This is a genomic window from Streptomyces europaeiscabiei (assembly GCF_001550375.1).
GTDB lineage: Bacteria > Actinomycetota > Actinomycetes > Streptomycetales > Streptomycetaceae > Streptomyces > Streptomyces europaeiscabiei.
Window position 1 is genome coordinate 1 of the sequence record NZ_LRTR01000794.1, and the last position, 25,546, is coordinate 25,546.

The window sequence follows — 25,546 nt, forward strand, 5'->3', positions numbered from 1 at the left end:
GCCGCCGGCTGCTGGCCGGGCGGGGGCGTCGGGGCCGGGGTGGTCGGCGTACCGGGGGCGTCGGGCACGCCGGGTGACACAGGGGCACCGGGGATGCCGGGTGACACGGGGGCACCGGGGATGCCGGGTGACACGGGGGCACCGGGGGTGCCGGGTGACACGGGCGCACCGGGCACGTCGGATGCACCGGGGGTGGCGTCGATCGGGTTGCCCCAGGCCGCGGGCGCGCCCTGAGGGGCCTGCGGGTGGAACGGCTGCTGCTGCGGCGGCACGGACGCCTCGCCTTGTACGGCCGCCGGCTGCTGGCCGGGCATCTCGGGGTACGCCGACGCCGCGGGCGCGGACGGGGGCCACTGCGCTCCCGAGGTGGGCGCTGCGGGTGCGGCCGGCTGGTAGGCGGGCGGCAACGGCGGAAGCACACCCTGCGGTGCCGTCGGCGTCCAGACCGGCGGCGTCTGCGGTACATCCCCGGGGGTTCCCGGAGCGGGCGCGGTGTCCTGGGGCGCACCTGGCTGAGGCGCGGCGGCCTGGGGCTCGGTGGACTGCGGCGCGCTGCCCTGGGCCCCGGTGGTGCCGGGGACACCGTCGGAGGGCTGGGCAGAGACAGGGGCGGCGTCGTGGGAGCCGGAGCCCTGCGAAGCGAGGTCCTGAGGAGCGGGGGCCTGAGGAGCGGGGGCCTGAGGGGCGACGGCCTGGGAGACGGAGGCCTGAGGAGCAGGAGTCTGAGGGGCAGGGGCCTGTGGGGCGGAGCCCTGAGGCGGGGAGTCCTGCGGGACTGAACCCTGGGCAACGGTGCCCTGCGGAGCGGCATCCGTCGACTCGGCCCCGTCGGAGGCGGTATCCGGGGTCACGGCACCACTGGCCGGCTCGCCCTCGGAGGCACCGGGCTCGCCGGACGCGTCCGTGGCAGCCGAACCCTCGGCGGCCGCACCGCCGTCGCTGCCCCGACCGCTACGGCCCTGGGCGTCCTGACCCTCGCCGGACGAGACAGCCTCGGCGGGCTGCACGACGGCGCCGTCACCGGTACCGGCCTGTACGCCAGCAGCGGCCTGTGTACCGGCACCGGCCTGTGCACCGGCACCGGCGCTGCCCGGTCCCTGAGGCTGCGCCACCGCGGCCGTACCGGACTCCGTCACGTCCTCGGCGTCAGGCATCCCCGCACCGTCACTGCCGCCGACACCGGCCACTGCCCCGGCGTCGGAGCCCGCGGCGCTCGTCGACTCCGGGGTCGCCACCTGCGGCGCGTTCAGCTCGAAGTCACCGGTGCCCACCGCACCACCGGAGGCAGTGCCCGCACTCACACCCGTGTCGGCCACCGCACCCGAAGGCGAGCCCGCACCACCAGTCGTACCAGCGGTCGCAGTCGCAGCCGTATCCCCGACAGCACCCGCACCCGCACCCGCACTCGCATCCGACCCGGCGACCGCACTCGTCCCCGCGCCGGAGGCACCCGTGGCCGCAGCCGTGTCCCCGATCTCACGCTTCAACGCGGCAGCGGAAATCCGCATGGTCGCGCCGCTCTCGATGTCCCCGTCGTTCCCACCGCCGACACCGGCCTCGGGCGCGGCGGCCAACGGGGGCCAGGGCGGCGGAAACGAACCGGGCACACCGGACATGTCGAGAGGAGGACCGACCGGTGGCGCTGACGGAGGCGTCGCGGAACCGACGGCCGGAGGAACGACACCCGCACCCGCGCCCGTGTCAGCAGCCACACCCGGTTCCGGACCGGGCCCTCCCGACGAGGCGTTCTGCGTGTACCAGGCAGGCGGCGCGTAGTCGATGGTGAACTCGCCCGTCATCTCGATGGCGGACTCCGCGTCGGGCTGGTCATCGTCGGGTGTGGCCCAGCCCCCGCGCATCCCGTCCCGATCGCTGCTCACAGTTCCTCCTGGTGTGGTCGAGCACCCTCATGCCGTGCTGGGGCGACCGTTCCTGTCGTCTGATTCGCCGGGCTGGTCCCCCCTCGGGCCCCGGGCCAAGTCGCACAGCCCGTACCACCCGCGTGCGGGCAACTCGCGACGTGCTGCACCCCAGCCTAATCATCAAAACCGCGGGCCCGGCAGGCCCGTCTCTCCCGACCGGCCTCGGCCAAGCGCTCAAGTAGCCCAAAAATGGAGTAACTTGGACATAGTATCCGGACTCGATCTTCACGCCTCCGGCTTGTCCCGCAGTCGGTTCAGTCCATACGACGTGCCACACCCAGGAGACCGGTCTCCGCGTCCGTGGCCTGCGTCATCACATACTGGCGGTCCCGCTCGGCGCACCACAGCGTGATGCCGTCCTGCAGTCCGGGCAGCGACCGTGTCTCGGGGCGCGGAAGCCCTATCACGCGCCCGATCTCCGTCGCCTCGTCCGGCGACACCCGCTGGACGCCCACGAGACGAGCCTGGCGCATCAATCGCGGCGCGACCGGACTCAGATACGGAAGCAGCGTGAGCACGGACTGCCAGGGCGCCGACGTCACGCGTCCGCGCGGCGGCCGCATGCCGCAGTCACGCACCACCAGCACCGGTGTGCCCGCCGACGCGCCCTGTGGTGGCACGCGCCCGACGTCGTACACGGCCAGGCCGTTCTGCCCGCCGCCCATGGCGTGCACCAACGGCATCCAGGCCTGTCCGCGTGCCGTCTCCACCGCCACACGGGCCCCCGTCGCCGCCGCGCGCAGCGAGAGGACCTGTGCCGTCCACAGACCGCCGATGAGGACCACGTCGAACGGGGTCGGGCGGTTGATCCCGAGAACGGCGGGCCGGCCCTGCTGGTCGACGCCCACCACCACGCCGTCGTCCCCGACGGGCAGGGAGAGCGCACCCACCTGCTCCACGGGCAGCGTGTGCCGCGGATGCCGGGGACCCAGCAGCCCGAACCCGGTGCGCAGCCGCTGCGCGAACCCTGTTGCCCCCGAAGGGTTCTCGGGCCCGGACGGGGAGGACGGCGAGGCCGATGTCGTGACGGTCATCAGCGGGCGCCTCCGAGCGGCAGGGTGGCGAGAACACCGGGCAGCTGTTCACGATCCAGTCGCACGAGCCCGGTCCGCGCCTGCCGCGCGGCGTGCTCCAGATCACGCCGCGCGTCGGTCAACTCCTGGTTGCTGCGACCCGTGATGCGAAGGTGACCGGTGAGGGCCACATCCTGTCGGCCTCCCTTGGCCAGCGTCAGACTGAAGGTCGTCGCCAGCGCGGGAACCGCGGTCAGCTGTGCCACCAACTGCGCCAGCGAGGTGCCGGATCCGCCCAGTTGAGGCCAGCGGCGCACCCAGTACGTGGTGTGGCGGCGGTTGTCACAGCGCCAGCTGCGGCTGGACTCCTCGGTCCGCCGCTGCGGCGCCTCCTCCGGCCCCGTCTGTGCGGCCTGCGCGGTCACCATCGGGTTGGCACACGCTGAGGTGGCGAGCGCGGCCGTCAGCTCCTCCTCCGTGAGGATGCCCGCCCGGAAGCCCGCCCCCGTCAGCCGGCTGGACAGGTGCTCCGCCGCCCGAACGAGACACTTCTGCGCCCCGCGCAGACCGCCGCCGCGCGCGGCCACCGCCTCCGGGCACAACTCGGGGTCGAGTTTCAACGCGATCCATATGATGCGCACCGCGGGAGCCCCGGTCTGCGCCTGGAGCGGCGCGTAGTTGCTCACCACGACCGACTGCTGGGGCAGGTGCAGCGCGGGCGCCGGCTGTGTGTGCACCAGGACCTGCGCCGACTCCAGCAGGATCCCGTCGACCTCCAGGACATCCTGTACGAGCGCGACGGGCAGCGGCCGGCGACCGCGCTCGGCGCGCAGGGCGCCGGTGTCCGACTCCAGCTGGAGAAGTGCGGTGAGGAACCCTCCGTCACCCACCATGCCGACCGGCCGCTGATCTCGGCGATCGCCGCGGTGGAAGCTGTACGTCCGCAGACTCGGATCACACTCCACGGCGGGCGCGAGACCCGGATCGATCCCCGGGGGCACCGGCGTGCTCGCGGCCCTGCGCATACGGGCCCGCAGTGCCAGCAGCGAGCCCAACCACTCGGGCAGGGAGTGCCCACGGCGTCGTACCAGGGCGAGTACGACCAGCACCGCCGCGGCCACGGTCGCCGACATGAGCGCGAGCGTGCCGAGAAGCCATCCGACCACCACGAGGGCGGCCGCCGCCTCCAGCATCACCAGCCGCTGTACCGCGAACGAACCCCCGCGCCCCGAGTGGGACATCAGATGGGGCGAGACGGACCCGCGGGACGACGTGGAGGTGGCGGACGCCGCTCCCGACCGCGCTGTCGGATCGGGAGAGGCGGAGCCGTGCGAACGCGACCGGCGCGCGTCACCCGATTGCGATCGCGACCGGGCCCGTGTTGCGGAAGCCATCGCTCCAAAACCCCCGAACTCTCCCGAAATGCTTTGCGCCCAGGGCTCTTCGGATCCTGAGCACCCTGCCCGTGCCACCGGCACAGTCACGCAACAGGCATAGTAGGGGGCGGCTCTGACAGCCTGGGCACCAGAGGCAATTGAGGACGGGGACGGATCTTCACAGGTTCCCCATGGCTCCGCACGGGGAGAGAGCGGACACAGATGGCATCACGGCGGGACGAACTCAACGCCTACACCTTCGCGAAGCGCCGTACGCTCGCATCCTTCCTTCAGCCTTCTCCGTCGGGCTCGGAGGAAGGTGCCCCCAAGCCGCTGCGGGCGCTGTGGCCCGGCGTCATCGTCGGTGTGGTGATTCTCGCGGTGTTCGGGGGCATCGGCATGTTCAGCCCAACGGCGCCCAAGGGCTGGGACAAGGCGGAGGAGCACGTCATCGTGGCGAGCGATTCCACCACCCGGTACGTGGTCCTGAAGACGGACGGCCAGAAGCAGCTCCATCCCGTTCTCAACATGGCGTCGGCCAAGCTGCTCCTGGACCCCGGCAAGGCCGTAGTCGTCACCGTCGACGAGAAGATCCTGGACAGCGGCAAACCGCCGCACGGTGCCACGATCGGGATCCCCTACGCTCCCGACCGCCTGCCCTCCGCGGACGAGGCGGAGACCGCCAAGCGCTGGGCGGTGTGCGAGCGTCCCGGTGACGGCGGCCGCGCCATCCAGAAGGCCGCGTTCGTCCTGGCAGAGAAGGAGTTCTCCAGGACGGCGGGCGCCAACAGGCTCTCCGGCGGCGACTTGATGTACGTCGTCGGCCCGGACGAGAAGAGCCGGTACGTGGTCGACGCCCGGGGCACCGCGTACCGACTGGCCGACCCGGCCGACACCGAACTGCTCAAGGCCCTCGACACCCAGGGCCGGGAGCCGCAGCGGGTGTCCCGGGAATGGCTCGACACCCTCCACAAGGGTGACCCGATCTCCATCCCCGAGATCGACGGCACGCCCGGCGCGAAGGCGAACGCCTCCACCGGCCTGGAGCAGTACGACAAGGTCGGCGAGGTCATCAAGGCATACGACGGCCAGCGGATGCAGTACTACGTGGTGTTGCCGGGCGAGGTGGCCCGGATCTCCGCGTTCGTCGCCACGCTGCTGCTCAACAGTGGTGACCTCGTCGACGTCGGACAGGCGGGCGAGGCGCAACAGGTGCACCCCAGCGCGGTCGCCGACAGTACGACCTTCGCGGCGGACAGGACCTGGCCGACGGCCAGGCCGAAGACGGTGAACGACGGCGCCGACGCCACCTCCGGCCGCAACACCGTCTGCAACGTCCTGCTCTCGGTCGGCTCGAAGGGGAGGACGACACTGTCCACCTGGGTGGGTACCGACTTCCCCGCCCAGCTGCCCACCGGTTCCTCCAGCGCATACGTCACTCCCGGGTCCGGCCAGCTGTACCGCCAGTTCCAGGGCACGGAGACGACGGCGGGCGGCGTCTTCCTGGTGACCGACACGGGCCTGCGTTATGCCCTGCAGTCCAACAGCGACAGCGTCACCGACGACGACGGCGTCGGCACCTCCGCCAAGCGGCGAGAGGAGGAGCTGAACGAGGCGAAGATCGCCCAGACCCGGCTCGGCTACGAGAAGGTGACGCCCTCGCCGGTCCCCGTGCAGTGGTCGACGTTCCTGCCGACGGGCCCGCGCCTGTCGGAGGCGGCGGCGCGCCAGCCACAGGGCTCGTAGTCGGGGTGGAGGCGATCGAAGCGGTGGCGCAGGTGACGGAGCTCGCCAGGGCGAACAAGGCCATGCCGAAGGTGACGGGGCAGCACGCCGGAGTGAACACAGCCATGCCGAAGGTGACCGGGCGCGCCGGGGTGGACGAGAGGGCGCCGAAGGTGCGCAGCGGGCGGAGAGCGGGAACGCGGGAGTTCCGGAACTGCTGGCGTGCAAGGCCGGCGGCCCTGGCCGCCGCGGCCACGCTGATCGCCACCGCCTCGGTGGTCGCCCTGCCGACGACCACTGCCTGGGCGGACGGCGGCCAGTGCACGTTCTCGTCGAAGAACTACGCGGGCCGGCCCTGGTCGCTGCAACGCGTCAACCTCGACGAGCTGTGGGCCCTGTCCACAGGTGAGAACGTCCAGGTGGCAGTGATCGACACCGGGGTGGACGTCAAGAACCGCCAGCTCACGCAGGCCGTGGACGCCTCCAAGGGCGCGAACTACCTTCCCGCGGAGAACCTCAAGGGCGAGAAGATCGACCGCGGCGACGACCAGGGCACCACCGACACGGTGGGTCACGGCACGCGGGTGGCCGGCATCATCGCGGCCCGCCCCCTGAAAGGCACCGGCTTCGTTGGCCTGGCCCCGGACGCCGAGATCATCCCGGTCAAGCAGAACAACGCGGAGGGCGACGGAACGGCCCTCACCCTGGCCTCGTCGATCCGCTACGCGGTCGACGAGGGCGCCGATGTCATCAACATCTCCCAGGACACGGCCAACGCCGTGAAACCCGACGCGCGGCTGGAGGCGGCCGTCGACCACGCCCTTGACAACGACGTCGTGGTCGTCGCCTCGGCCGGCAACGACGGCCTGGGCGGCAACGTCAAGGTCACGTATCCGGCGTCGTACAAGGGAGTCCTGGCGGTGGCGGCCTCCGACCGCAACAACGAGCGCGCCTCCTTCTCACAATCGGGAGATTTCGTAGGGGTGGCGGCCCCCGGCGTCGACATGATCTCCACGGTCCCCGGCGGCGGGCACTGCTCCGACAACGGCACGAGCTTCTCGGCGCCGTACGTGGCCGGGGTGGCGGCCCTCCTGAAGTCCAAGTACCCGACGTGGTCGGCCCAGCAGATCGTCGCCCAGATCGAGCAGACGGCGGAACGCTCGATCCCCGGCCACGACCCCCTAGTCGGCTGGGGAGTGGTCGACCCCGTCAAAGCCCTGACGGACGTGGACCCGGAGCACCCGGTCGAGAGTCCCAAGCCCGAGGACGGCGTGACCAAGGGCGAGGCCCCTGCGGTCACCCCACTGCGGTTCGGCGAAACGGCGGAGGAACGGAACACACGCTTGGCGACCTACGTGGTCGTGGGCGGCCTGGTACTGGTGGCGGGCCTGGGCGGCACGGCGGTGGCGGTGCGGGACGGACGGCGCAGGCAGCGGCGGTTGGGACGGCTGGGTGGCGACGCATGGACGCGCTGACCGAACTGACCGTGCTGGGCCTGATCCTGTCCGCCGCACTTCTTGCCATGGCCTGCGTCAAGGCGGACCGGGTCCGCGCCTGGCGTTCCAGTATCAATCCGTCGGCTGAGGAACTGCCCGACGCGGCCTTCACCGCCGCCCGCGTCATCCTCGTCACCGCGGCCGGTGTCGGCATCTACCTGGCCATCCAGAGCTTCGGCGTCGCCGACGACGCGTCGTGGGACGACAGCGAACTGACCACTGCGGTGCAGGGGGCCGCGGACGGCCTGGACGGCTACATGTACCGGACCGACCAGACCGGCGACTCGCTCTACTTCGATGACTACGCGACCCTCATCCAGGACAGGGTCGCGCAGAACGGCGGCGGCGATGCCCCGCAGTCAGGCGTGAGCGCGTACCCCGCTGACGCCAATACCGACTCCGACGCCTACTTCACAGTCAAGGGGGACGGCGCGGGCGCCGCGTTCTGTACTCACATCGAGCGTATCCGATCGAAGGAGGACGACTACACGCCACCGGGTATCACCGGTGGGCCAGGGCCTGTGACTTATCGGGGGTATCGGCTGGCTGCGGAGGTGCGGGACGGGGAGTGCTGGCCTTCAACGACAGAACCGATGGGGCGGATACCGAGATCTGCCGCGGCCCTTGTTCGGAGCATTGGCGCTCGTTCTGCTCGGCCGGTCTGACGCTGATGTCACGCGACCAGGGCGGTCATCTCGCTGCCAACAGAGCTCAGTTGAAGCGGGCATGCGGAAGGCTGCTGCCGTACGAGGAACTGAGTGCCCACGTATCTGACGACGTACGCGGGACGCTCGACGAGTACGGCACCCTGCTGCACCCCGGTCAGGAGAGCCGCTCGATGTTGAACTGCGCCCTCGGTTGGGAGGGCCAGAGTGGCGTGCACGTCAAGGCTGCGACGCTCGTTAACGACCTTCCGTACGAGGTGAAGACCGAAGACCTGTTGTCTCCGGGCTACGAAGCCCACGGCATCACCGGCCGTTACAGTGACGACGAGGGCAGCCTCTGGATCGTCGCTGAGTGCCCGAAGGGCCTCACCGGACGTGTTCGCCCGGCGTCACAGATGTACGTCACCGTGGGTATGGGCAACGCGTCAATACCCACGGGGTTCCGCATCCTTGTACACGTCGCCAATGCCATAACGGAACGCGAACACTTCTGCAGCGGCGGCGAGGCGCCGATGCCCCTGATCCTGACCTGCAGCAAGGGCAGCAAGAAGGCACCGGTGGGCGAGCAGGTCGAAGACGTGGCGGCGTCGGTCGAGACACAAGATTCGGCACGATGCTCGACAACCTGGTCAACAATCCCCCTGCGTACGCATGGCCACGGGCACGGCTGCGAAGGCCGCCAACCGGCGCTTGAAGTCCCTGATTCGGCCTTGGCCGTCGCCCGCATCACTCTGTTAGTCAGGGCTGGCTTCGTTCTCTTCTCGGGGTGCCAGCTCATGCCGTCGCTGGATGGTGGCTTGGAGCGGGGCTGTGGGACAGGCCTTAGCCCGGAGTGTTCACCACGCTCATAGGCCGGTCGTAGGGCGCGAGCGGACAGGGCCTCACCATCACCGGCGGCAAACTGCCCTTCCTCCGCATAGTCGGCCCCGACTCCATCCGCGACCGCCTGCCGATGGCATCTTGCGCACCTCTGTCAGCGTCCCAAGGCAAGGGCCACGACGGCTGATAGAGAGGCGGACGGCCTCCGCGCTCGTCAGGCTGCTCAGCGCGGCTGTCGAGCGTGCCTTCGCTGAGCTGACGCGGTGACGGATTCTTAAACCCTTGCCGACCAGTTCGAACCGCAACACTTGCGTGCTCCGCACACTGCTCGTGATCACACGTAAGCCATCTTCGCTCGCGAGGGGTAACTCGGAAAGGCTCAGCTGTCAGTTCGGAGCCGGGGAAGCCGTGCTGTCGGCCTCCAAGTCGAAGTTGATCTGGTCTCCATCGACTGAGGTCACCTCGACCGTCACGCCCAAAGTACTGCCGTCGTCCGCTGTGAGGGTGCAACGGGTGGTGGTGCCGACCTTCCCGGCTAGGGCCTCGGGGCAGGTGATGTCCGGCTTCGGCTGGCCCGTTGTGGCGGAGAGCTTGTCTGCGACGATGGTGGCCAGCTTTCCCGAGGACATCTTCGGCGTGGACGTTCCGACGTCGACCGAGGCTGAGCAGCCGACAAGCAGCATGCCGATGGCCACGGCCGAGAGGCTCCAAGTTGCTGTGGACAAGCGGGCCAAGGTCATGGAGGGCTCCGTTCTTGGTGATCAAGACTAGAAGATTCAGGAAGCGTACTGGGCAGAAGCGCTCCGGGCATGTTGCAGAAGGGGCTCACTGACGTGAACTGGTGGGCAAGCGCTCTATTGGCTCTGTGAGCATGCATCGCCTTGTTAAGGAGATGGAGCATGGGGAGCTGACTCCATGTCAGCCTGAATATGGTCAATCAATAGAGCTCCATGAGTACTTGGTGAGGTTCTGTGCATCAGTTTGTTTGGGTAGAGAGCGGAGCGCCTGGGTTCGGATCCACCGGTAGTGTGCACGGGAAGCTTCCGTGTTGCGCCTGTGGGGTGTGAGGCGGATGAGGCGCCAGTAACGGGGGTTGCTTATGGGATCCGGAAGTGGTGGCGAGCAGAAGCTCGCGAGCTCGCCGAGCGACAAGAAGCGCGCCGCGAAGTTCATGGAAGAGCAACTGATGCCGGACACCCAGGTAGCTGCTCGCATGTCAGACGGTGGTGGAGCGGTGCGTCCGCCCCTCCTCGCCTCTATGGCCCCCGTGGCCCCCACGAGCCCATTGATCAAGCAGGACACCGGGCTGAAGGGGCTTTCCGGTTGGGCCTCGGACCAGGGTGTCTCCGATGCGTTGATTGTTTGGCAGGGACAGGCGAATCGGCTGATGAGGCGGCTGCAGCAGGAGTTGGACGCGTTGCACGGCACGAAGAATCTCTTTCAGAACCAGGACGCCGCCATCGGCGCGCAGGCGGCAGCGGTACGGCCCCCCAGCAGTTTCGACGGGATGTGACGGGGAGCGCCATGACGCTGAACTATCACGATGTGATGACGACCGATCTGTCTCCGCTCGCGGACGTGTCCGAGGCGTGGAAGAAGATGGGTGACCGCTTCGGTGAGCTGAAGACCGACTATGAGAAGCACGTACAGGCTGTGCTGGGCAACGGAAACTGGCAGGGGCTTGCCTACGACACGCAGCAGCAGTACGCCTCGGCCACGGCCTTCGAGTTCGGAGCAGCCAAGGTGGAGGCGTTGGCCGTCGCCAGTCTTCTCACGGATGCGCACATCGAGCTGATCCGCCTACAGAAGGCGGTCAAGGACCTCGTCCAGGACGCTGAGGAGAAGGACTACAAGGTCGACAGCTCCGGCAAGGCGACCTACGTCGGATATGACAAGCTCTCCGAACGGGAGAAGTACGCCCTCCAGCACGACCCCGATTACTCCCAACTGATGGCCGACGCCCGCGAGAAGGCGCAGGGATGGACCGACGACATCGCCAAGTCGGTCAAGGCTGTCGACGACGCTGACCAGAGCGTGAAGCGGGCGCTTGCCCGCGCGACGAGTGACGTCTCGCCCAACGGTATTGGGATCGGCGGGTTCAACGCGCAGGCCGAGGGTGACCTGGCGAAAGCTGGTAAGCCGGACCCCAAGGCCACTACGAAGACCGACGGTTGGGTCTCCGAAGGTGAATCCGAGGCCTCCGGCCCCGGCGTCGGGACGTCGGTCACCGGACCCGATGCCGCGGCTGGCAAGTTGGCCGAGGCCGAGGCGCATGCCGATCTGGGCCGTGCGAGCGCGGAGGGCTCGCTCACCAACAGCCCATTCAAGCTTGCTGGGGAGGCCGAAGCCTTTGTGGGCGCCAAGGCCTCTGCGGCTGGCATCGTCACCAACGAAGGCATCAGCGGCCAGGCTGGTGCCTTCGCGGGCGCCGAGGCTTCAGCCAAGGGCACAGCCGACGTCGGCCCTGTAGGGGTTTACGGACGAGCGGAGGCCAAGGCGGGCTACGAGGCCGGCGTGAATGCCGGACTCGGCATCGAGGGGGCGAATGCGGGCGCGGAGGCGTTCGCCGGCGCGAAGGCCAGCGTCGCGGAGGGCGCGGACATCGGTGGCATCGGTGCGGGCGGGACGGTCGAGGGCTGGGCTGGTGTCGGGGCCGAGACCGAAGCTACTCTCGGCAAGGGCACAGACGGCAAGTGGCAAATCGGCGCGAAGGCGGGTGCCGCGGTCGGGCTCGGTGGTGCCGTGGGCTTTGAGGTCACCGTTGATCCGGGGAAGGTCTCCGACACTGCGAGCGATGCGGTCGATGCCCTGGGCGACGCGGCCGGGTCGGTCGGCGATGCGCTCGGCAGCCTGTTCTGACGCATGCTCCCGTGCACCCACTGCAGCAGTAAGGAGGGCCCGAGATGCCCACGACCCTGCCCATGCCGATCGAGTTCGAACTGCCGGAAGGCTGGCGCGCCGCACCGCCGGATGAGGTCAGCGCACCGGGCGCGGCGTTCGTCGCACTACATCCGCAACCGGATGCTGGATTCACCGCGAACATCACGATCGATGGCGCGTACCGACCGGACGCGGCGACGCTGTTCGACATCGCCCACGAGTCCGTGGAGCGTTTGAGTCAGGCTGCTGCGTCTGTTGTGGTCGGCAGCCGCCGCGAGATCGGCTCCGCAGGCGCGCCCGGCTTTACGCAGACGCTGGCCGTCTCGGCCGTCGTCGGCGGCGTACCCCGAGACCTCATTCAGTCCCAGGTATACCTGTCCATGCTGGACGTTGCCGATCCGCACGAGCGGGTGGTGATCCGCCTGGTCCTGACATCCACTGCATCTCAACACCCCGCTGTCCTGCACGACTTCCAGGACTTCGTACGCACAGTCACTCCGGTCTCCAACGCGGCTTCGTAGCATGTTCGGCGCAAGCGCAGATCTTGCACCTGCAACCCGGCCCCTCATAGGTTGACTTTATGGGACTCTTCGACAAGCTGACCGGAACCAAACGCCCCGCCGATAGTGTCGCCCCGCGATCCGCCGCCGAGATTCAGGCGGCCCTGCTCGGCCTCAACAGCCCTGATGTCCCGTACGTCATCCGGGACGGCCGTGCCGAAGGCGCCGACCTAGTGGCCGAGTGGCGCATCCTGGACCCGGCCTGGCAGACTTTCTTCGTCCGCGCGCAGGTGAGTCGGATTTTCCAGGTCCGTATGCGCTTGGTTTCGGAGAAGAACGAAGTCCGTTCCCTCGACCAGCAATACGAGGTGACGTGGGTCGGCGACACCCCCAGGTTGGCCATCGCAGCCGAGGCTCAACGTGGCCAGGTGCAGACGGTCTCGAAGCGCTGGACGCTGGGCGGGGGTGGAGACGGTGGCCTCGAAGCGACCGAGGCATTCAGGTTCGACAGCTCTGAGCTGAAGAACCCCCTGCAGGACACGGTCCTGGGTGCGGGGTGGACCTGGCGTGGAGTCATCACGGGCAAGCTGTGAGGCCGATGGGACTCGACTCACAGCCTTGGTGTGCGGTTTACTTCACAGTTTGCCCAGACAGGTAGCGGAACCGGGTGCGCTCGGCCGGGGACCGGGAGCAGCCCGCCTGCCTGATGTCGGCCTGGCCTACGTGCTGGAGCGCAACTTCGCCACGCCACGTCCGACGTCTGCCCGGTTGGTTATGGCCCCGACTCTCCTGTCGCCTGATCGTCGCTCCGGCGACTCGGCCACGCCGCGAGAGTGCTGCTGACGGTCGGCACTCCGTCTGAACGACGTTTGAGCGGTACCCGGCAGACGACCACCTGGACGTATCGAGCGGGTCTGGCGACGGAGTCGCGGCGGAGGAGGCAACCCGAGCTGGCGCCCCACACGAGAACTGCACTCTGGGTGGCGACGGGCTGGCTACCATCGTGATTCCCTGGACGCTCGCTTGGGAAGGCGGGGAGCACCGGGGAGAGACAGCTGACGTATCTGTTTTCGACTCTTCTAATCTCTTCGAGGAGTTGCTTCAACTCCTCGCCTTCGTCGGCGACATGCTCGGCCGGGCGGCAGGTGACGCGGACGTTAGCGACGGCCCGTTCACGGTGCTGCTTGGACACCTGCATGACCAGATGTGTGGTTGCAAGGACTGTCGCAGGTACCTGTCAGGGGTTGTTCATGCACGAGACAGTGCGGCCCGCCGGTCAAGGTGCACTTGGCCGCTGGACAAGTCGTCGACGATCGGTGGTGACGCCGGGTAAGGGAGTTGACGCAGGGGCCTGATCGATCATCTGCGCGAGTCTGATGAAGGTCGCAAGCAGTATGACGCCGTGCTCCGTGGCCGCACTGAATCATGGGTAGAGCCGCGCGGGCCCGGCGTCCGGTCCGTCGTCCACACCCATTCGCAGTGAACAGGCAAGGCGGGCAAAGCGTGGCAGTAGATCGGTCTCCTAACCGAGCTGACACACAGCGCTGTTGGCCCTGTTGCGCAGGTTGACTACAGTGGTAAAGCGTTGTGAGGCGCAGTTCGCTTTGCGATTGTACGGCGAGTGGTTGGTCGGTCTCGATCTGGTCGTGGCCGATGGATGTACGGGGAAACGGGGTGGAGCGTCGTGCTTCCGGCAGACATGGCGGGGGGCGTGTCGGCGGCCAGGGCTGCGAACCTGGAGGTCAGCGGTGAGGCGCTGGACAAGTTCGTGAAGCGTGTGGACGCGGTTCTCCGCGACCTTGAGACGTCTGCCGGCAATCCGACGAAGGTGGGTGCCCAGACGATCAGGCCCACGTCCCTGAGCGCGGGTGCGGATGGCATCTTCCCTGAGGCGGGCGGCCTCTACGCGCAGTACGACCGGGTCCATCAGGAGCTCACGTTCCTGTCCAAGACCCTTCATCTGCAGATTGAAGCGACCGCCATCGCGGTCCAGGGTGCACATCGAGGCTTCGACAATCTCGAAGAGGAACTGCGTCAGCGGTTCTACGCCATCCAGGGGCAGATCAGGGAGATCCAGGATGGCAAGCAGCGAACCAACGGCGGTCGCAGCGGCATGAAGGCGTGACGATGACTGACAAACAGCACGAGGCGGACTTCGACCGCGTCGAGGGGCAGAACGGCGTCACGGATATCGTCCGTGGGTTTGCGGAGCGTCCGACAGGTGGGCTACTCAACCGCATGATGCGCTCGGCCTTCGTGGATAGTTCGTTCGGGCGGACTGTCACGGATCGAACGGACTTTGAGAAGCGTGACTTCGACCTCAATCAGCTGATCGACCTCGTCGAGCAGACGGACCCGGAGGACCTGGAATCCTCGGGCAAGGCTCTGTGGGATGCGCGCGACGCCATCAAGGCGGCAGCTGACGAACTCGAAGGTCACATCGACAACGTCCGCTGGGTCGGAGAGGCGGGTGAGGCTTTCCGTAAGTGGGGTGGCTCGCTCGTCACCAACACGCATCACTTGAGTGACTTCGCCGGAGCGGCAGGGGATCAGATCACCGCTGCCGCCGTGGGTCTCGCGTCTGTGCGCGGTGCCATGCCGTCTCGTGATCCGGAAGTGAGCCGCAAGCGGCCCGAGCACTTCACTGAGGCTGAGAAAGCCGCCGACAAGAGCGAGTACGCGACTGCCGTACGGGTGGAGAAGGACCGCCAGGAGGCGATCAACCAGATGAACCGGTTGGCTTCGTACTACGCGGTGTCCGAAGAGGTGCTGGCATCCCTGCCCGCCAAGGACAAGACGCCGGAGTTCACGGCCATGCCTGACGTGGGAGTTCCGCAGCCTGCGAAGGAGTATCGCCCCGGCGGACCTGCTTCCGGTGCCACTGGAGAGTTCGGAACGGCTACTGTCGTGGGCCGTCACGCTACCGTGACGGATGATGCCGCTAGGCATGGGGCGAGCGACAACCCGAGGTCCGCAAAGGACGTCACTGGCAAGATCACGTACTCCGGTGAGCCTGTGGGTATCAATATCGACAGCGTCGGCACGTTGCCACCGTCCATGACCCTGCCTGCGACAGGCCACACGCCTCCGGTATTGGGTACTCCTGTTTCGGGTGGCGGGCAGCCGAGCATGTTCGAAGGTGGCTTGGGGACACCGGTCTCCAACGGCAGGGCAGGCCGGAACCTGGACGGAATTGGTGGTCTTCGTAACCCTGCGTCGGCTCAGGGGCGCGCTGGTACGCCCGGTTTGACCAATTCAGGTCCTGGGCGCTCAGCGGGACAAGTGCCCGTGAACCAAATGGGGCGTGCGACCTCGACCGGGCAGCCCACTCCCAGAGGCATGGTGCCCGGATCGCATGCGTCGCAGATGGGCCGAGCGGTCACTGGTGGTGTACCGCAAGTCGGCGGCACTGCTGCCCCGCGGGCGAACAGCGGTCCCATGACCGGAGCTGGTCGGGCCGACGGAGTCGTCGGGGGACAGCCCAGGGCTGTTGGCGACGCTTCCACGCAGGGCGGCCACAGGATTCCTCGCGGGACGGTTATCGGTGGCGAGGGAGTGACCAACTCACGGCCCGCTACTGGTCGACCCCTGCAGCGTGGGGTTTTCGGAGTGCCCGAGTCCACGGCGAGGTCGAGTCCAAGCGTGACACCCCCTCGTGGGCGTTCAGGGACATCCGAGACCGTCACGGGCAGGCCAGCCGCACGCAATTCCGTTGCGGGAGCCGAGCGCAATGGCCTGACACGTGGCGGCACCGGCCTCGTGCGCGGCCCTGGCCGCGCGGCGCCCGGTGACGATGGGAACGCCCAGGGATCGCCGCGTCCGGACCATCGGGTCGAACACGAAGAGACACACCTGCCTAACAGGCCGCGGCGTGATGTGCCGCCGGCCGTCAACTGACCAAGCACGAGCGAGGACACGGAACACGATGACGTCAGGGACCAGCCGTCGAGCCGAACGGGCCACGTTCCACACACCGCGCCTCGGTAGACGAGTGGGGGCAGTGAACGCGGTCGTCGGTGTCCTGGCGGTCGTGAGCATGGGATTCGCCCCCAGTGCAGCTGCGTACGACGCCCAGTCCAAGCAGTGGTACCTGGAACCGATGCAGGCCGGACAGATGTGGAAGGTCAGCACAGGCAAGGGCATCAAGGTCGCTGTCATCGACAGTGGAGTGAAGGCAGATACCCCGTCCCTGAAGGGGCAGGTCCTGGTTGAGGATGTGCCCAAGAGGGTCGCATACGGTGCCACGAACGATTCCTCCGGTCATGGAACAACCATGGCAGAGCTGATCGCAGGTACCGGAGCAGGAGGAGGCCTGCAGGGGTTGGCGCCGGGGGCGAAGATTGTTCCATATCGGATTGGCCTTGAGAGCCTGAAGGGTGGGGCGGAGGAACAGGAGAAGACCCCCGAATCTGTAGACGCGATCAGGGCGGCAGCCGACACCGATGCGCAGATCATCAGCATGTCGTTCGGAGCGCTGGGCCCGAGCTCCAAGGAGGAGGCGGCTATCGAGTACGCCGCTTCGAAGGGCAAGCTGATGATCGCAGCCGTTGGTAACGAGGGCCGTGACAAGGGCAGCATTGGTTATCCAGCCGCGTACCCCTATGTAATTGGCGTGTCGGCGACAGATGAATCCGGCACGGTATCGGAGTTCGCCTCGTCCGGGAACTATGTGGATCTCGTGGCGCCAGGGCAGGGCTTCCCTGGTTGGTGCGACGGAAACCTCCGCTCGTACTGCGATGAGGACCAAGGCACGAGTGCCGCAGCTGCCATCACCTCAGCCTCCGCCGCCCTGATCTGGTCCGCCCACCCCGACTGGACGGTGAACCAGGTCACCCGATCCCTCATCGACACAGCCAGTCGCACATGGGCGAAGGATGATCCGAGTAAGTACGCCGGTTACGGAATGGTCCGCCCGCGCAAGGTCCTAGAGAACCCCGACTACGACGCAGGCGCCGCGAACGTCGACCCCCTCGCGAAGGACAACGGCGGAGACCTCCTGGCCAAATCTTCATCCGCCGTCTCACCTTCGCCCTCCCCTTCTCCGTCAGCCGCATCGCAAGTCCCCGAAAAGGGTTCCACAGGCGGTGTTTCTGCAGCTGGATCAGCCGCAGAAAAGCCTAATGGCGGCAGTACGCTGTGGATTTCCCTCGGCGCAGCCGCTGCAGCTGCCGTGATCGGTGGTGTCGGCGTGGTCGTAATGCGGGCGCGACGTGCAAGGTGACCTCGGCAGCCGTATAGGGCTGTGAGGATCCCTTTGCTGTTCGGCTCAAGTTAAAACAGTTGGATCAGGAAACAGAACTGGAAAGGACAGCTGACCATGGTCGGCAAGCAGAAGCTCGAAAACGATGCGGTAATCCTGCTCCAGAAGCAGATGCTCGCGAAGTACGAGAACGTCAAGTCGCGTGTGCACAGGCTTCAGGGAATCATCGACAGCCTGGAGACCGGTCAGTGGGACGGAATCGGCCGGGCCGCGTTCGACAAGAAGCAGTTCGAGATCAACCAGTCGCTGCGGAGCATGGGCAACATCCTCGCCGAGGTCATCGAGGCGATGACCTCGGCGCGCAACATCATCGACACCAAGGAGGACGAGGTGCGCGCGGCGGTCAACAGGATCGACATCCAGGACGGTGCCCCCACGGTCTCCCCTCTGAGCTCCTACTGAGTCGAGCCGCACCCGGGACCAGGCCGGACACCGGCACTCATCAGGCACGCACCAGCGAGACGAGGTAGGCAGGCATGGGCAACAACACCGATGGGCTTTCCGTCACTTATGACGCGCTCGACATCACGGCGACCAAGATCGCTAACGAGGCGAGGGACCTTGAGCAGGACCTGCAGGAGTTGAAGAGGCTCGTCGAGAACAGTGTGCAGTACTGGGAGGGTGAGGCCCAGGACACGTTCAAGGTGAAGCTGGAACGGTGGGACAAGGAAGCCACCGACATCCACACGGCGCTCACGGGCATCGGCCATGTCGTGGCTACGGCGGGCGGTACCTACATGGAGGGCGACAAAAAGGGAGCCAGCTACCTTCAGTAGCACCAGGCCTCATGAAGCAGTCCGGGGTGGGCGCGCACGGGAGGCGCCCACCCCGTCGCTGCTCAGGGCGCGTCGAACGGTCCGGGGGCCGACCTACCGATAGGCACTGCTCTCGTGCCCGGAGTTCAGGGCCTCCGTCGGCCCACCACGCCGGACGCGACTCCCATGCCGCAACCCCTGATCGAAGCGGCCCTACACCGCTCATTCATGGCGGAGACCCCTGCCATGCACACTTGAACTGCCCGAGCTGCCCGAGCTGCCCGAGCTGCCCGAGCTGCCCGCGTTGCCTTCCGGGCCGCGCCCGCCGAAGCGACCACGGCCGGGCCGACAGAACCCTCGAACGTCAGCCGACCACCAGGCAGTCAGGCAGTCAGGCCGTCATGCCACCATGCGGTCAGGCCGTCACACGTTCTCGCCCTCGGCCAGCCCGACCTGAACCAACGGCTTCCCTCGCTTCCGAGACACGAACACACCGCGCCCCGCAGGCATCGGCCGCGGCCGCACGCCGCCCAGCAGGTCGCCCTCGCCCGGGTCGCCCGCGAGGACGACGCCCTGCGCGCCGAGTTCCTTGATGCGCTGAGTGAAGGCTTCGTAGCCGGCGCGGCCGGCCCCCGCGCTGGAGCGGGCGATGATGAAGCGGACGCCGACGTCACGGGCGAAGGGGAGCATGTCCGTGAGTCCCGACAGCGGGTTGCCGCTCGACGTGGACACCAGGTCGTAGTCGTCGATGATCACGAACACCGTGGGGCCGCGCCACCAGCTGCGGTCGCGCAGTTGCTCCGGCGTGACCTCCGCGGTGGGCGTGCGGCGTTGCATGAGGTCGGCCAGCGCGTCCATGTGGTGCTGCATCTGGTTCGACATGGGGATGTACTCCGCCAGGTGGGAAGGCGGGGTGACACCCAGCAGCGAGCGGCGGTTGTCGACCACGAACAGCTTGCAGTTGTTGCCGTCGTAGCGCTCCGTGAGGCGCTTGATGAGCAGCTTCAGTAGGTTCGACTTACCGGACTCGCTCTCGCCGAAGACGAGGAGGAACGGGTCCTGGTCGAAGTCCACGAAGACCGGTTCGAGATTGTCCTCGTCGAGGGCGAAGGAGATGCCGCGGTTCGGGAAACGGTCCCCCGGCGGCAGCTGCGCAGCCGGGAACTCCCGTGGCAGGAGGCGCACTTCGGGAGCGCCGGGCTGTTGCCAGTGGCGGCCGACCTCGGCCGCGAGGCCCGCCGTCGCCTCCGCCAGATCCGTGTCGGAGGACAGGCCGTCGATACGTGGGACCGCTGCCATGAAGTGCTGCTTCTGCGGCGTCTGACCGCGTCCGGGAACACCTGTGGGAACGTTCGCCGCCACCCTGCGGTCGAACTCGGAGTCCATGGGGTCGCCGAGCCGCAGCTCCAGGCGGTTCATCAGGTGGTCCTTGAGGTTCGAGCGGACCTCCATGGAGCGCGACGCGGTGAGGATCAGATGGACTCCGTAACCGAGGCCGCGCGCCGCGATGTCCAGGATCAACGAGTCCAACGCCTCGTAGTCCTGGCGGAAGTTGCCCCAGCCGTCGATGGCAAGGAAGACATCGCCCCAGGGCTGGTCGGCCACCGAGATGTCACCCCGAGCACGACGGGCCCGGAAGTCGGCGATCGACGAGATTCCCGCGGCGCGGAAGTACTCCTCACGCCGGGTCAGGACGCCGTACACCTCCGCCACGGTGCGCCGGACCTTCTCGGGGTCCAGGCGCGAGGCCACCCCGCCCACATGCGGCAGGTCGGCCACGGCCGACAGACCGCCACCACCGAAGTCGAGCCCGTAGAACTGGACTTCGTGAGGGGTGTGGGTGAGTGCGAACGACGCGACGATCGAACGCAGCAGCGTCGACTTGCCGGACTGCGGGCCGCCGAGGACCTGCATGTGGCCGGCCGCGCCGCCGAAGTCGGTCCACAGCGGTTCGCGCCGCTGCTCGTACGGCTTGTCGACGATGCCGACCGGGACGACGAGTCGGCCCGCGCCCTCGTAGCCGGGCTGTGTCATGCCGCGGCCGGGCACCGGAGCGAGTCCGGGCAGCAGGGAGTCGAGCGACGGCGGACTGTCCAACGGGGGCAGCCACACCTGGTGGGCGGCCGGCCCCTGCGCCTCCAGACGCCGGACGATCACGTCCAGCACCGTGTCGGCGAGCGCGTCGTCCTGCTGCTCGTCGGGCTCCTCCCGGCGCTGCTGCGGCACCGGCGCGTACTGCACCGGGACTTCGGCCGCGGTGAACAGCACGGGCCGACGGTCGACCGGCAGCTGCCCGCCCGGCACGACGGCCTGCTGGGAATCCGAGCGATACACGCCGGAGACGTACGCGGCCTTGAAGCGCACCATCTCTTCCGTGCCGAACTTCAGAATGCCGGAGCCCGGCACGTTCGGCAGCTCGTAGGCGTCAGGGACGCCGATCGCGGCGCGTGACTCCGCCGCCGAGAACGTCCGCAGACCGATCCGGTACGACAGGTAGGTCTCCAACCCCCTCAGGCGGCCCTCCTCCAGGCGTTGCGAGGCGAGCAGCAGGTGCACGCCCAGGGAACGGCCGATACGGCCGATCTGGACGAACATCTCGATGAAGTCCGGCTTCGCGGTGAGCAGCTCGCTGAACTCGTCGATCACCAGGACGAGCGACGGGATGGGCTGGAGCGGGGCGCCGGCCGCGCGGGCCTTCTCGTAGTCGTGGATGTTGGCGTAGTTACCGGAATCGCGGAGCAGCTCCTGGCGGCGGTTCAGCTCACCGCGGATCGAATCGCCCATGCGGTCGACCAGGGTCAGGTCGTCCGCGAGGTTGGTGATCACGGCCGCCACATGGGGCATCTGCGCCATACCCGCGAAGGTCGCACCACCCTTGAAGTCCGCCAGGACGAAGTTCAGCGTCTCGGAGGAGTGGGTGACAGCCAGACCCAGGACCAGGGTGCGCAGCAGCTCCGACTTCCCGGAGCCGGTCGCGCCGACGCAGAGGCCGTGCGGACCCATTCCCTCCTGTGCGGCCTCCTTGAGGTCGAGCATCACGGTCCGGCCGTCCTCGCCGAGGCCGATCGGTACCCGCAGCCGCTCCGACTGAGAACGCGGGCGCCAGGTCCGCCGCGGGTCGACCGAGGCCGCGTCGCCCAGATTCAGCAGTTCCGTGAAATCCAGGTTCGCCAGCAGTGGTTCGCCGTCGTCGCCGCCCGATGCCATGCGCAGCGGCGCCAGTTGCCGGGCAAGAGCTTCGGCGGCCTCGTACGACAGGACGTCCGGCGTGCCCTCGTACACCATGCCGTGCGCCGACTCCAGGCGCAGTTCCCTGGGGTGCACGATGACGGAGAGGTCGCCGCGCCCGAAACTGAGGTCGCCGGGGACGATCTCGACGACCGTCACGCCCTGCAGACCTTCGGGGCCGGCCAGCAGGGAAGTGGGCGGTAGCGAAACACCGTCGAGCACGACGACCAGGTGCGGTTGCTCGGGGGCCGGCGGAGCGGCGGGGTGGAAACGGGGGCGGCCCTGGAGGACGCCGGCCAGCCGGTCCTCCAGTTCCATCGGATCGATCGTGATCAGGCGCATGCTGCCCGCGCCGTCCGCCCCGCCCCGCGTCTGCGTGTGCGGCAGCCACTTCGCCCATTCCCACTCGGGTGCCGTCTCCCGCCCGGTCGCGACTGCGACGACCAAGTCCTCGGCGGAGTGCAGCGCGGCGAGACAGGCCACGACCGCTCGGGCGGTTCCGCGTACGGTGCCGGGCTCGCCGCTGATCGTCACGTGGTAGAAGGCGCGCAGGGAGACCGCCATCGGCAGATCCTCGAGCGTGCTGTGCGTGGCAAGGAAACGCTGCATGGCCCCGGCGGTCAGCGGTTCCAACTCGTCGACCGGAGCGGTCTGCGGCGTGATCAGGGGAGTGGCCAGGGCCTGCGGGCCGAGCCCCACTCGCACCTGCCCGAAGTCCTCGTCACCGGTGCGCCGCTCCCACACCCGGCTTCCCTCGGCGACCAGGGCCCACAGTTGCTCCGGTGAAGGATGCAGGTAGTACTGGGCGTCGCGCTGGGCCTTGGCGGTGTCCATGGCCCGGTGCCGGGTCTGCGACAGATAGCGCAGATAGTCGCGTCGTATGTCCGCCAGTTGCCCCTGGTTGCCGCGGCGGTAGCGGACCAGCATCGCGACGCCCATCGCGATCGTGGAAGCCACCATCACCATGCCCATGATCTTCATGAAGGGCTGAGCCTGCGGGTTGAAGAAGAACACCACCGAACCGCCCATGCCGAGCATGGGCAGGAGCTGCATGAGCGCGCCCTCCTGCTGCCCCCGCGGAAGCTCCGGCGGAGGCTGCAGCACGACCTCGTCCGTGGGCACTTCCTTCGGCAGCACCCGCGGCGGGCGCTTGACGACGATGTGGCTCACTACGCACCAATTCCCTTGCCGGACCGAGTCGTTTCGTCCGCCGCCCCGTGTCCGGCCGACGTCGGTCGCGAACGGCGATCCTACTGACAACCGTCGACACCGGCGGGCGGTAGGGTGCCCGGTGAATGCGTGAGCAGTTGCGAATCGTTCCGGGAAAACCGGGCAATCCGCACCGCTCGGAACCAAGCGCCGCTCCCCGCAATTCCCGGGCGTGAGGGCATCGTTGCCCGGCTGCGGGGGTGACGCGGTGCAACCTACACAGGATCTTTGCGGGCGAGCGGGTGCAGGGCGGCATCGCACACCACCCGTCCACCGACGAGGGGGAACAGCAGGTGAGTATCACGGCCTCCGCGCCGGTCGGCGCGACCGGCGGACCGGGCACCGGAGCCTCTTCCGGGGCCGACGGAGCCCCTTCCGGGGCAGGCATGGGCTTCGGCTTCTGCCGGGTCACCATCGTGGCACCCGACAGCCGCATCGACGTCGCGCTGCCCGACGACGTACCGGTCGCCGACCTGTACCCGGAGATCCTGAGGCTTTCCCAGCAGAGCCCGGACGAGGGCGCTCCGGTCGGCTATCACCTCGTACGCCGTGACGGCACGGTCCTCGACGGTGCGCGGTCGCTCGTGGCGCAGCGCATCCTCGACGGAGAGCTGCTCGCGTTGCGTCCGTTCGCCGAGTCACTGCCCCCGGCCGTCCTCGACGATGTGTCCGAGGCGGTGGCCGCCGCCGTCACCCGTGATCGCACCCTGTGGAACGGCGAGCTCACCCGGGCCGCCGGCCTCGTCGCGGGCGGTGTCCTGCCTGCCCTGCTGGCGTTCGTGGCCTGGAGTTCCCAGATCCGCCACGACATGAACAGCCTGCAGGGCGTGATCGCCGGCGTCTGCGGGGTCCTGCTGCTCAGCATCGCTTGCGTTCGCGCACGCGTGTACGGCGATCGCGGCTCCGCGATCGCCCTCGGTCTGGGCGCCCTGCCGAACGTCGCCGTTGCAGGCTCCGGACTGCTCCCTCTCTCCGAGGGGCAGGGCATCGGGCGGTTGCAGTTTCTGCTCGCCTGTACGGCGGTTCTGCTCGCCGCCGTGGTACTCACCTTGCTGTCGCCCGGTGGCGACGGACCCTTCGTCGCCTTCGTCTTCGCCTCAGCGGTCGGTCTGATCACCACCTTCATCGCCATCCTGACGAACCTGCGGCCCATGGAGACGGCCGCCGTCTGCGCCCCGCTCTCCGTCGTCGCGCTCGCCTTCCTGCCCGGCCTGTCCATGCGCTTCGCACGGTTGCCGATCGGTTTCGAACAGCCCAATCCGTCCTGGGGCGGCTACGACGCGGGCGAGCCGGCCCCGCAGGAGCCCATCGACGTCGAGCGCATCGCAGCCCAGGCCCGCCGCGGCCACGAGCTTCTCGTCGGCCTCGTCGGCGGCTGCGCGCTCGTCTCCGTGGGCGCGTCGATCGTCCTGGGCTTCTCCGGCGATGTGTGGGCGGAGCTGCTGGCTCTGTCCACAGGCGTGGCGATGCTGATGCGCGCCCACCTCTTCCGTTACACCGCACAGGTCGGTGCCGCCCTTGCGGCCGGCCTCGTGGCCCTGGTCTTCCTCGGAGTCGGGCTCGTACTGAACCCGCCGCAGGACTACGTGCGCGACGCCGCCCTCGGCGACACCATCGCCCTCGACATCCGCAGCGTCTGGCTCGCCGCAGCGATCGCCGTGGCCGCCGTCCTGGTCACCGCGATCGGACTCATCACCCCGCAGCGTGGTGTGACCCCGTTCTGGGGACGATTCCTGGAGATCGCCGAGAGCTTCGTCCTGCTCACACTGGTCCCGCTCGCCCTGGCCGTCTTCGACGTGTACGCGCGGGCTCGGGCCATGACCAGCTAGCGCCGCGGCGGGCTCGCCTTCGGTGCCGTATGGACCTGCCTCGTCGGCAAGGAGCAGGGTTACCTCGTCGTCAACGTGACGGGCGGATCAGCGCTGTGGCCCGAATCCTCGCCCGGGGTGCCCATCGGTGAAGCGGCGTACGAGGCGACGCACATGTCACCGGGCTGTTCGTATGTCGCTTCCGTTGTCGTCGCGGCAGGCAACGTCGGGAAAGCGGCTCGTGGCCCGACCTGCGGTGGCAGGCGGAGGCGAGTCACCCTGCTCGGGTCCTTCGCCGGGCCGACACCGAACGGGCGGGGGCAGGGAACCGACTTGCCGGCCCCCTGCCCCCGCCCGTCACCGCCAGGCCTACGCGTCCGGTCCCCCGTTGTGCGGGGCCGGCTCCAGATCGAACTCCCCGTCCCTCGCCCCCAGCACGAACGCCCGCCACTCCGCCTCGGTGTACCGCAGCACGGTGTCGGGGTCGAGCGAGGACCGCATGGCCACGGCACCCTGCGGGAGGTAGGCGATCTCGACCCGCTCCTGCTGATCCTCGGTCCCCGGCGCGCTGTGCCACTCGACGCCGGAGATGTCGAGGGCGTACAGCTCGTCCTTCTCCCGCTCCTTGCGCGCCTTGAGTTCCTTGTCCTCGGTCTCGGCCATCGCGGCTCGGTCCCTTCTTCTGTGCCAACGAGCTCCGTGCCAACGAGCTCTGTGTCAACAAGCTGCACGGCCACCGTACTTGCCGCTGTTCCCCCTGGTCAGGGGATTGCCGATGTACGCGCACCGCGCCGGCGGCCGCCGCTGTCGTCCGGCCCGGCCGGTTCCCGCCCGCCCCTTCGGAACAAAGGTTTCTCTTCTCGGCGGGGGGGGGGGGGGGGGGGGGGGGC

The 25,546-nt window shown here is 68.3% G+C and carries 20 protein-coding genes; 14 read left to right on the top strand and 6 right to left on the bottom strand.

What is annotated here, in order from left to right; all coding sequences use genetic code 11:
• The 3 genes from AWZ10_RS54515 to eccE form a co-directional block, all read right to left on the bottom strand.
• Nucleotides 1-1,880: SCO5717 family growth-regulating ATPase (locus tag AWZ10_RS54515; protein ID WP_279616670.1), on the bottom strand; the 1,880-nt coding region annotated here is incomplete at its 3' end.
• Between the two features lie 296 nt (nucleotides 1,881-2,176).
• The gene (locus tag AWZ10_RS38965) at nucleotides 2,177-2,956 is read right to left on the bottom strand and encodes a hypothetical protein (protein ID WP_060893392.1); all 780 of its coding nucleotides are present in this window, start codon (nucleotides 2,954-2,956) and stop codon (nucleotides 2,177-2,179) included.
• Nucleotides 2,956-4,329 carry a type VII secretion protein EccE gene (eccE, locus tag AWZ10_RS38970; protein WP_060893393.1) on the bottom strand — a complete coding sequence of 458 codons (1,374 nt, stop codon included), beginning with the start codon at nucleotides 4,327-4,329 and terminating at the stop codon, nucleotides 2,956-2,958. Before eccE ends, AWZ10_RS38965 begins: the two co-directional genes overlap by 1 nt.
• A gap of 204 nt (nucleotides 4,330-4,533) precedes the next feature.
• Between eccE and eccB the strand changes: the two genes are divergently transcribed.
• Genes eccB through AWZ10_RS38990 form a run of 4 tightly spaced genes read left to right on the top strand, consistent with a single transcriptional unit; the run spans nucleotide 4,534 to nucleotide 9,048 of the window.
• Nucleotides 4,534-6,057 carry a type VII secretion protein EccB gene (gene eccB / locus AWZ10_RS38975; RefSeq protein ID WP_060893394.1) on the top strand — a complete coding sequence of 508 codons (1,524 nt, stop codon included), beginning with the start codon at nucleotides 4,534-4,536 and terminating at the stop codon, nucleotides 6,055-6,057.
• A gap of 5 nt (nucleotides 6,058-6,062) precedes the next feature.
• On the top strand, nucleotides 6,063-7,511 hold the full coding sequence (gene mycP, locus AWZ10_RS38980; RefSeq protein ID WP_244172701.1) for a type VII secretion-associated serine protease mycosin: 1,449 nt from the start codon (nucleotides 6,063-6,065) through the stop codon (nucleotides 7,509-7,511).
• On the top strand, nucleotides 7,499-8,197 hold the full coding sequence (locus tag AWZ10_RS38985) for a hypothetical protein (RefSeq protein WP_060893395.1): 699 nt from the start codon (nucleotides 7,499-7,501) through the stop codon (nucleotides 8,195-8,197). The genes mycP and AWZ10_RS38985 overlap by 13 nt, the downstream gene beginning before the upstream one ends.
• On the top strand, nucleotides 8,101-9,048 hold the full coding sequence (locus AWZ10_RS38990) for a hypothetical protein (protein WP_159058523.1): 948 nt from the start codon (nucleotides 8,101-8,103) through the stop codon (nucleotides 9,046-9,048). The genes AWZ10_RS38985 and AWZ10_RS38990 overlap by 97 nt, the downstream gene beginning before the upstream one ends.
• Nucleotides 9,049-9,402: 354 nt before the next feature.
• Here AWZ10_RS38990 and AWZ10_RS49000 read toward each other — a convergent pair whose 3' ends face one another.
• Nucleotides 9,403-9,756: a DUF4333 domain-containing protein gene (locus AWZ10_RS49000; RefSeq protein ID WP_078935443.1), complete on the bottom strand. Its 354-nt coding sequence runs from the start codon at nucleotides 9,754-9,756 to the stop codon at nucleotides 9,403-9,405.
• A gap of 359 nt (nucleotides 9,757-10,115) precedes the next feature.
• Between AWZ10_RS49000 and AWZ10_RS39000 the strand changes: the two genes are divergently transcribed.
• The 9 genes from AWZ10_RS39000 (at nucleotide 10,116) to AWZ10_RS39035 (ending at nucleotide 18,432) form a co-directional block, all read left to right on the top strand.
• Nucleotides 10,116-10,529: a hypothetical protein gene (locus tag AWZ10_RS39000; RefSeq protein WP_046705997.1), complete on the top strand. Its 414-nt coding sequence runs from the start codon at nucleotides 10,116-10,118 to the stop codon at nucleotides 10,527-10,529.
• Between the two features lie 11 nt (nucleotides 10,530-10,540).
• Nucleotides 10,541-11,875 carry a hypothetical protein gene (locus AWZ10_RS39005; protein ID WP_046705998.1) on the top strand — a complete coding sequence of 445 codons (1,335 nt, stop codon included), beginning with the start codon at nucleotides 10,541-10,543 and terminating at the stop codon, nucleotides 11,873-11,875.
• A 44-nt stretch (nucleotides 11,876-11,919) separates the two neighbouring features.
• Nucleotides 11,920-12,417, top strand: coding sequence for a hypothetical protein (locus AWZ10_RS39010; protein WP_046705999.1), 498 nt, complete (start codon nucleotides 11,920-11,922; stop codon nucleotides 12,415-12,417).
• 59 nt (nucleotides 12,418-12,476) lie between these two features.
• On the top strand, nucleotides 12,477-12,989 hold the full coding sequence (locus AWZ10_RS39015) for a hypothetical protein (protein WP_060893397.1): 513 nt from the start codon (nucleotides 12,477-12,479) through the stop codon (nucleotides 12,987-12,989).
• 1,091 nt (nucleotides 12,990-14,080) lie between these two features.
• Complete coding sequence (locus tag AWZ10_RS39020) at nucleotides 14,081-14,521, top strand: hypothetical protein (RefSeq protein WP_060893398.1); 441 nt, start codon at nucleotides 14,081-14,083, stop codon at nucleotides 14,519-14,521.
• A gap of 2 nt (nucleotides 14,522-14,523) precedes the next feature.
• A complete protein-coding gene (locus tag AWZ10_RS49005; RefSeq protein WP_079104620.1) occupies nucleotides 14,524-16,293 on the top strand; it encodes a WXG100 family type VII secretion target in 1,770 nt (589 codons plus the stop codon).
• A gap of 139 nt (nucleotides 16,294-16,432) precedes the next feature.
• Entirely contained in the window at nucleotides 16,433-17,617 is a 1,185-nt protein-coding gene (locus tag AWZ10_RS49010) for a S8 family serine peptidase (protein ID WP_079104623.1), read from the top strand.
• Nucleotides 17,618-17,713: 96 nt separating this feature from the next.
• A complete protein-coding gene (locus AWZ10_RS39030) occupies nucleotides 17,714-18,058 on the top strand; it encodes a WXG100 family type VII secretion target (protein WP_046706001.1) in 345 nt (114 codons plus the stop codon).
• Between the two features lie 74 nt (nucleotides 18,059-18,132).
• Nucleotides 18,133-18,432, top strand: coding sequence for a WXG100 family type VII secretion target (locus AWZ10_RS39035; protein ID WP_046706002.1), 300 nt, complete (start codon nucleotides 18,133-18,135; stop codon nucleotides 18,430-18,432).
• 402 nt (nucleotides 18,433-18,834) lie between these two features.
• Here AWZ10_RS39035 and eccCa read toward each other — a convergent pair whose 3' ends face one another.
• On the bottom strand, nucleotides 18,835-22,809 hold the full coding sequence (eccCa, locus tag AWZ10_RS39040; protein WP_060893400.1) for a type VII secretion protein EccCa: 3,975 nt from the start codon (nucleotides 22,807-22,809) through the stop codon (nucleotides 18,835-18,837).
• 332 nt (nucleotides 22,810-23,141) lie between these two features.
• Here eccCa and eccD point away from each other — a divergent pair, with 332 nt between their 5' ends.
• Nucleotides 23,142-24,677, top strand: coding sequence for a type VII secretion integral membrane protein EccD (gene eccD, locus AWZ10_RS39045; RefSeq protein ID WP_408992926.1), 1,536 nt, complete (start codon nucleotides 23,142-23,144; stop codon nucleotides 24,675-24,677).
• A 348-nt stretch (nucleotides 24,678-25,025) separates the two neighbouring features.
• Here eccD and AWZ10_RS39050 read toward each other — a convergent pair whose 3' ends face one another.
• Entirely contained in the window at nucleotides 25,026-25,319 is a 294-nt protein-coding gene (locus AWZ10_RS39050) for a DUF397 domain-containing protein (protein WP_037691666.1), read from the bottom strand.
• Nucleotides 25,320-25,546: the final 227 nt, after the last annotated feature.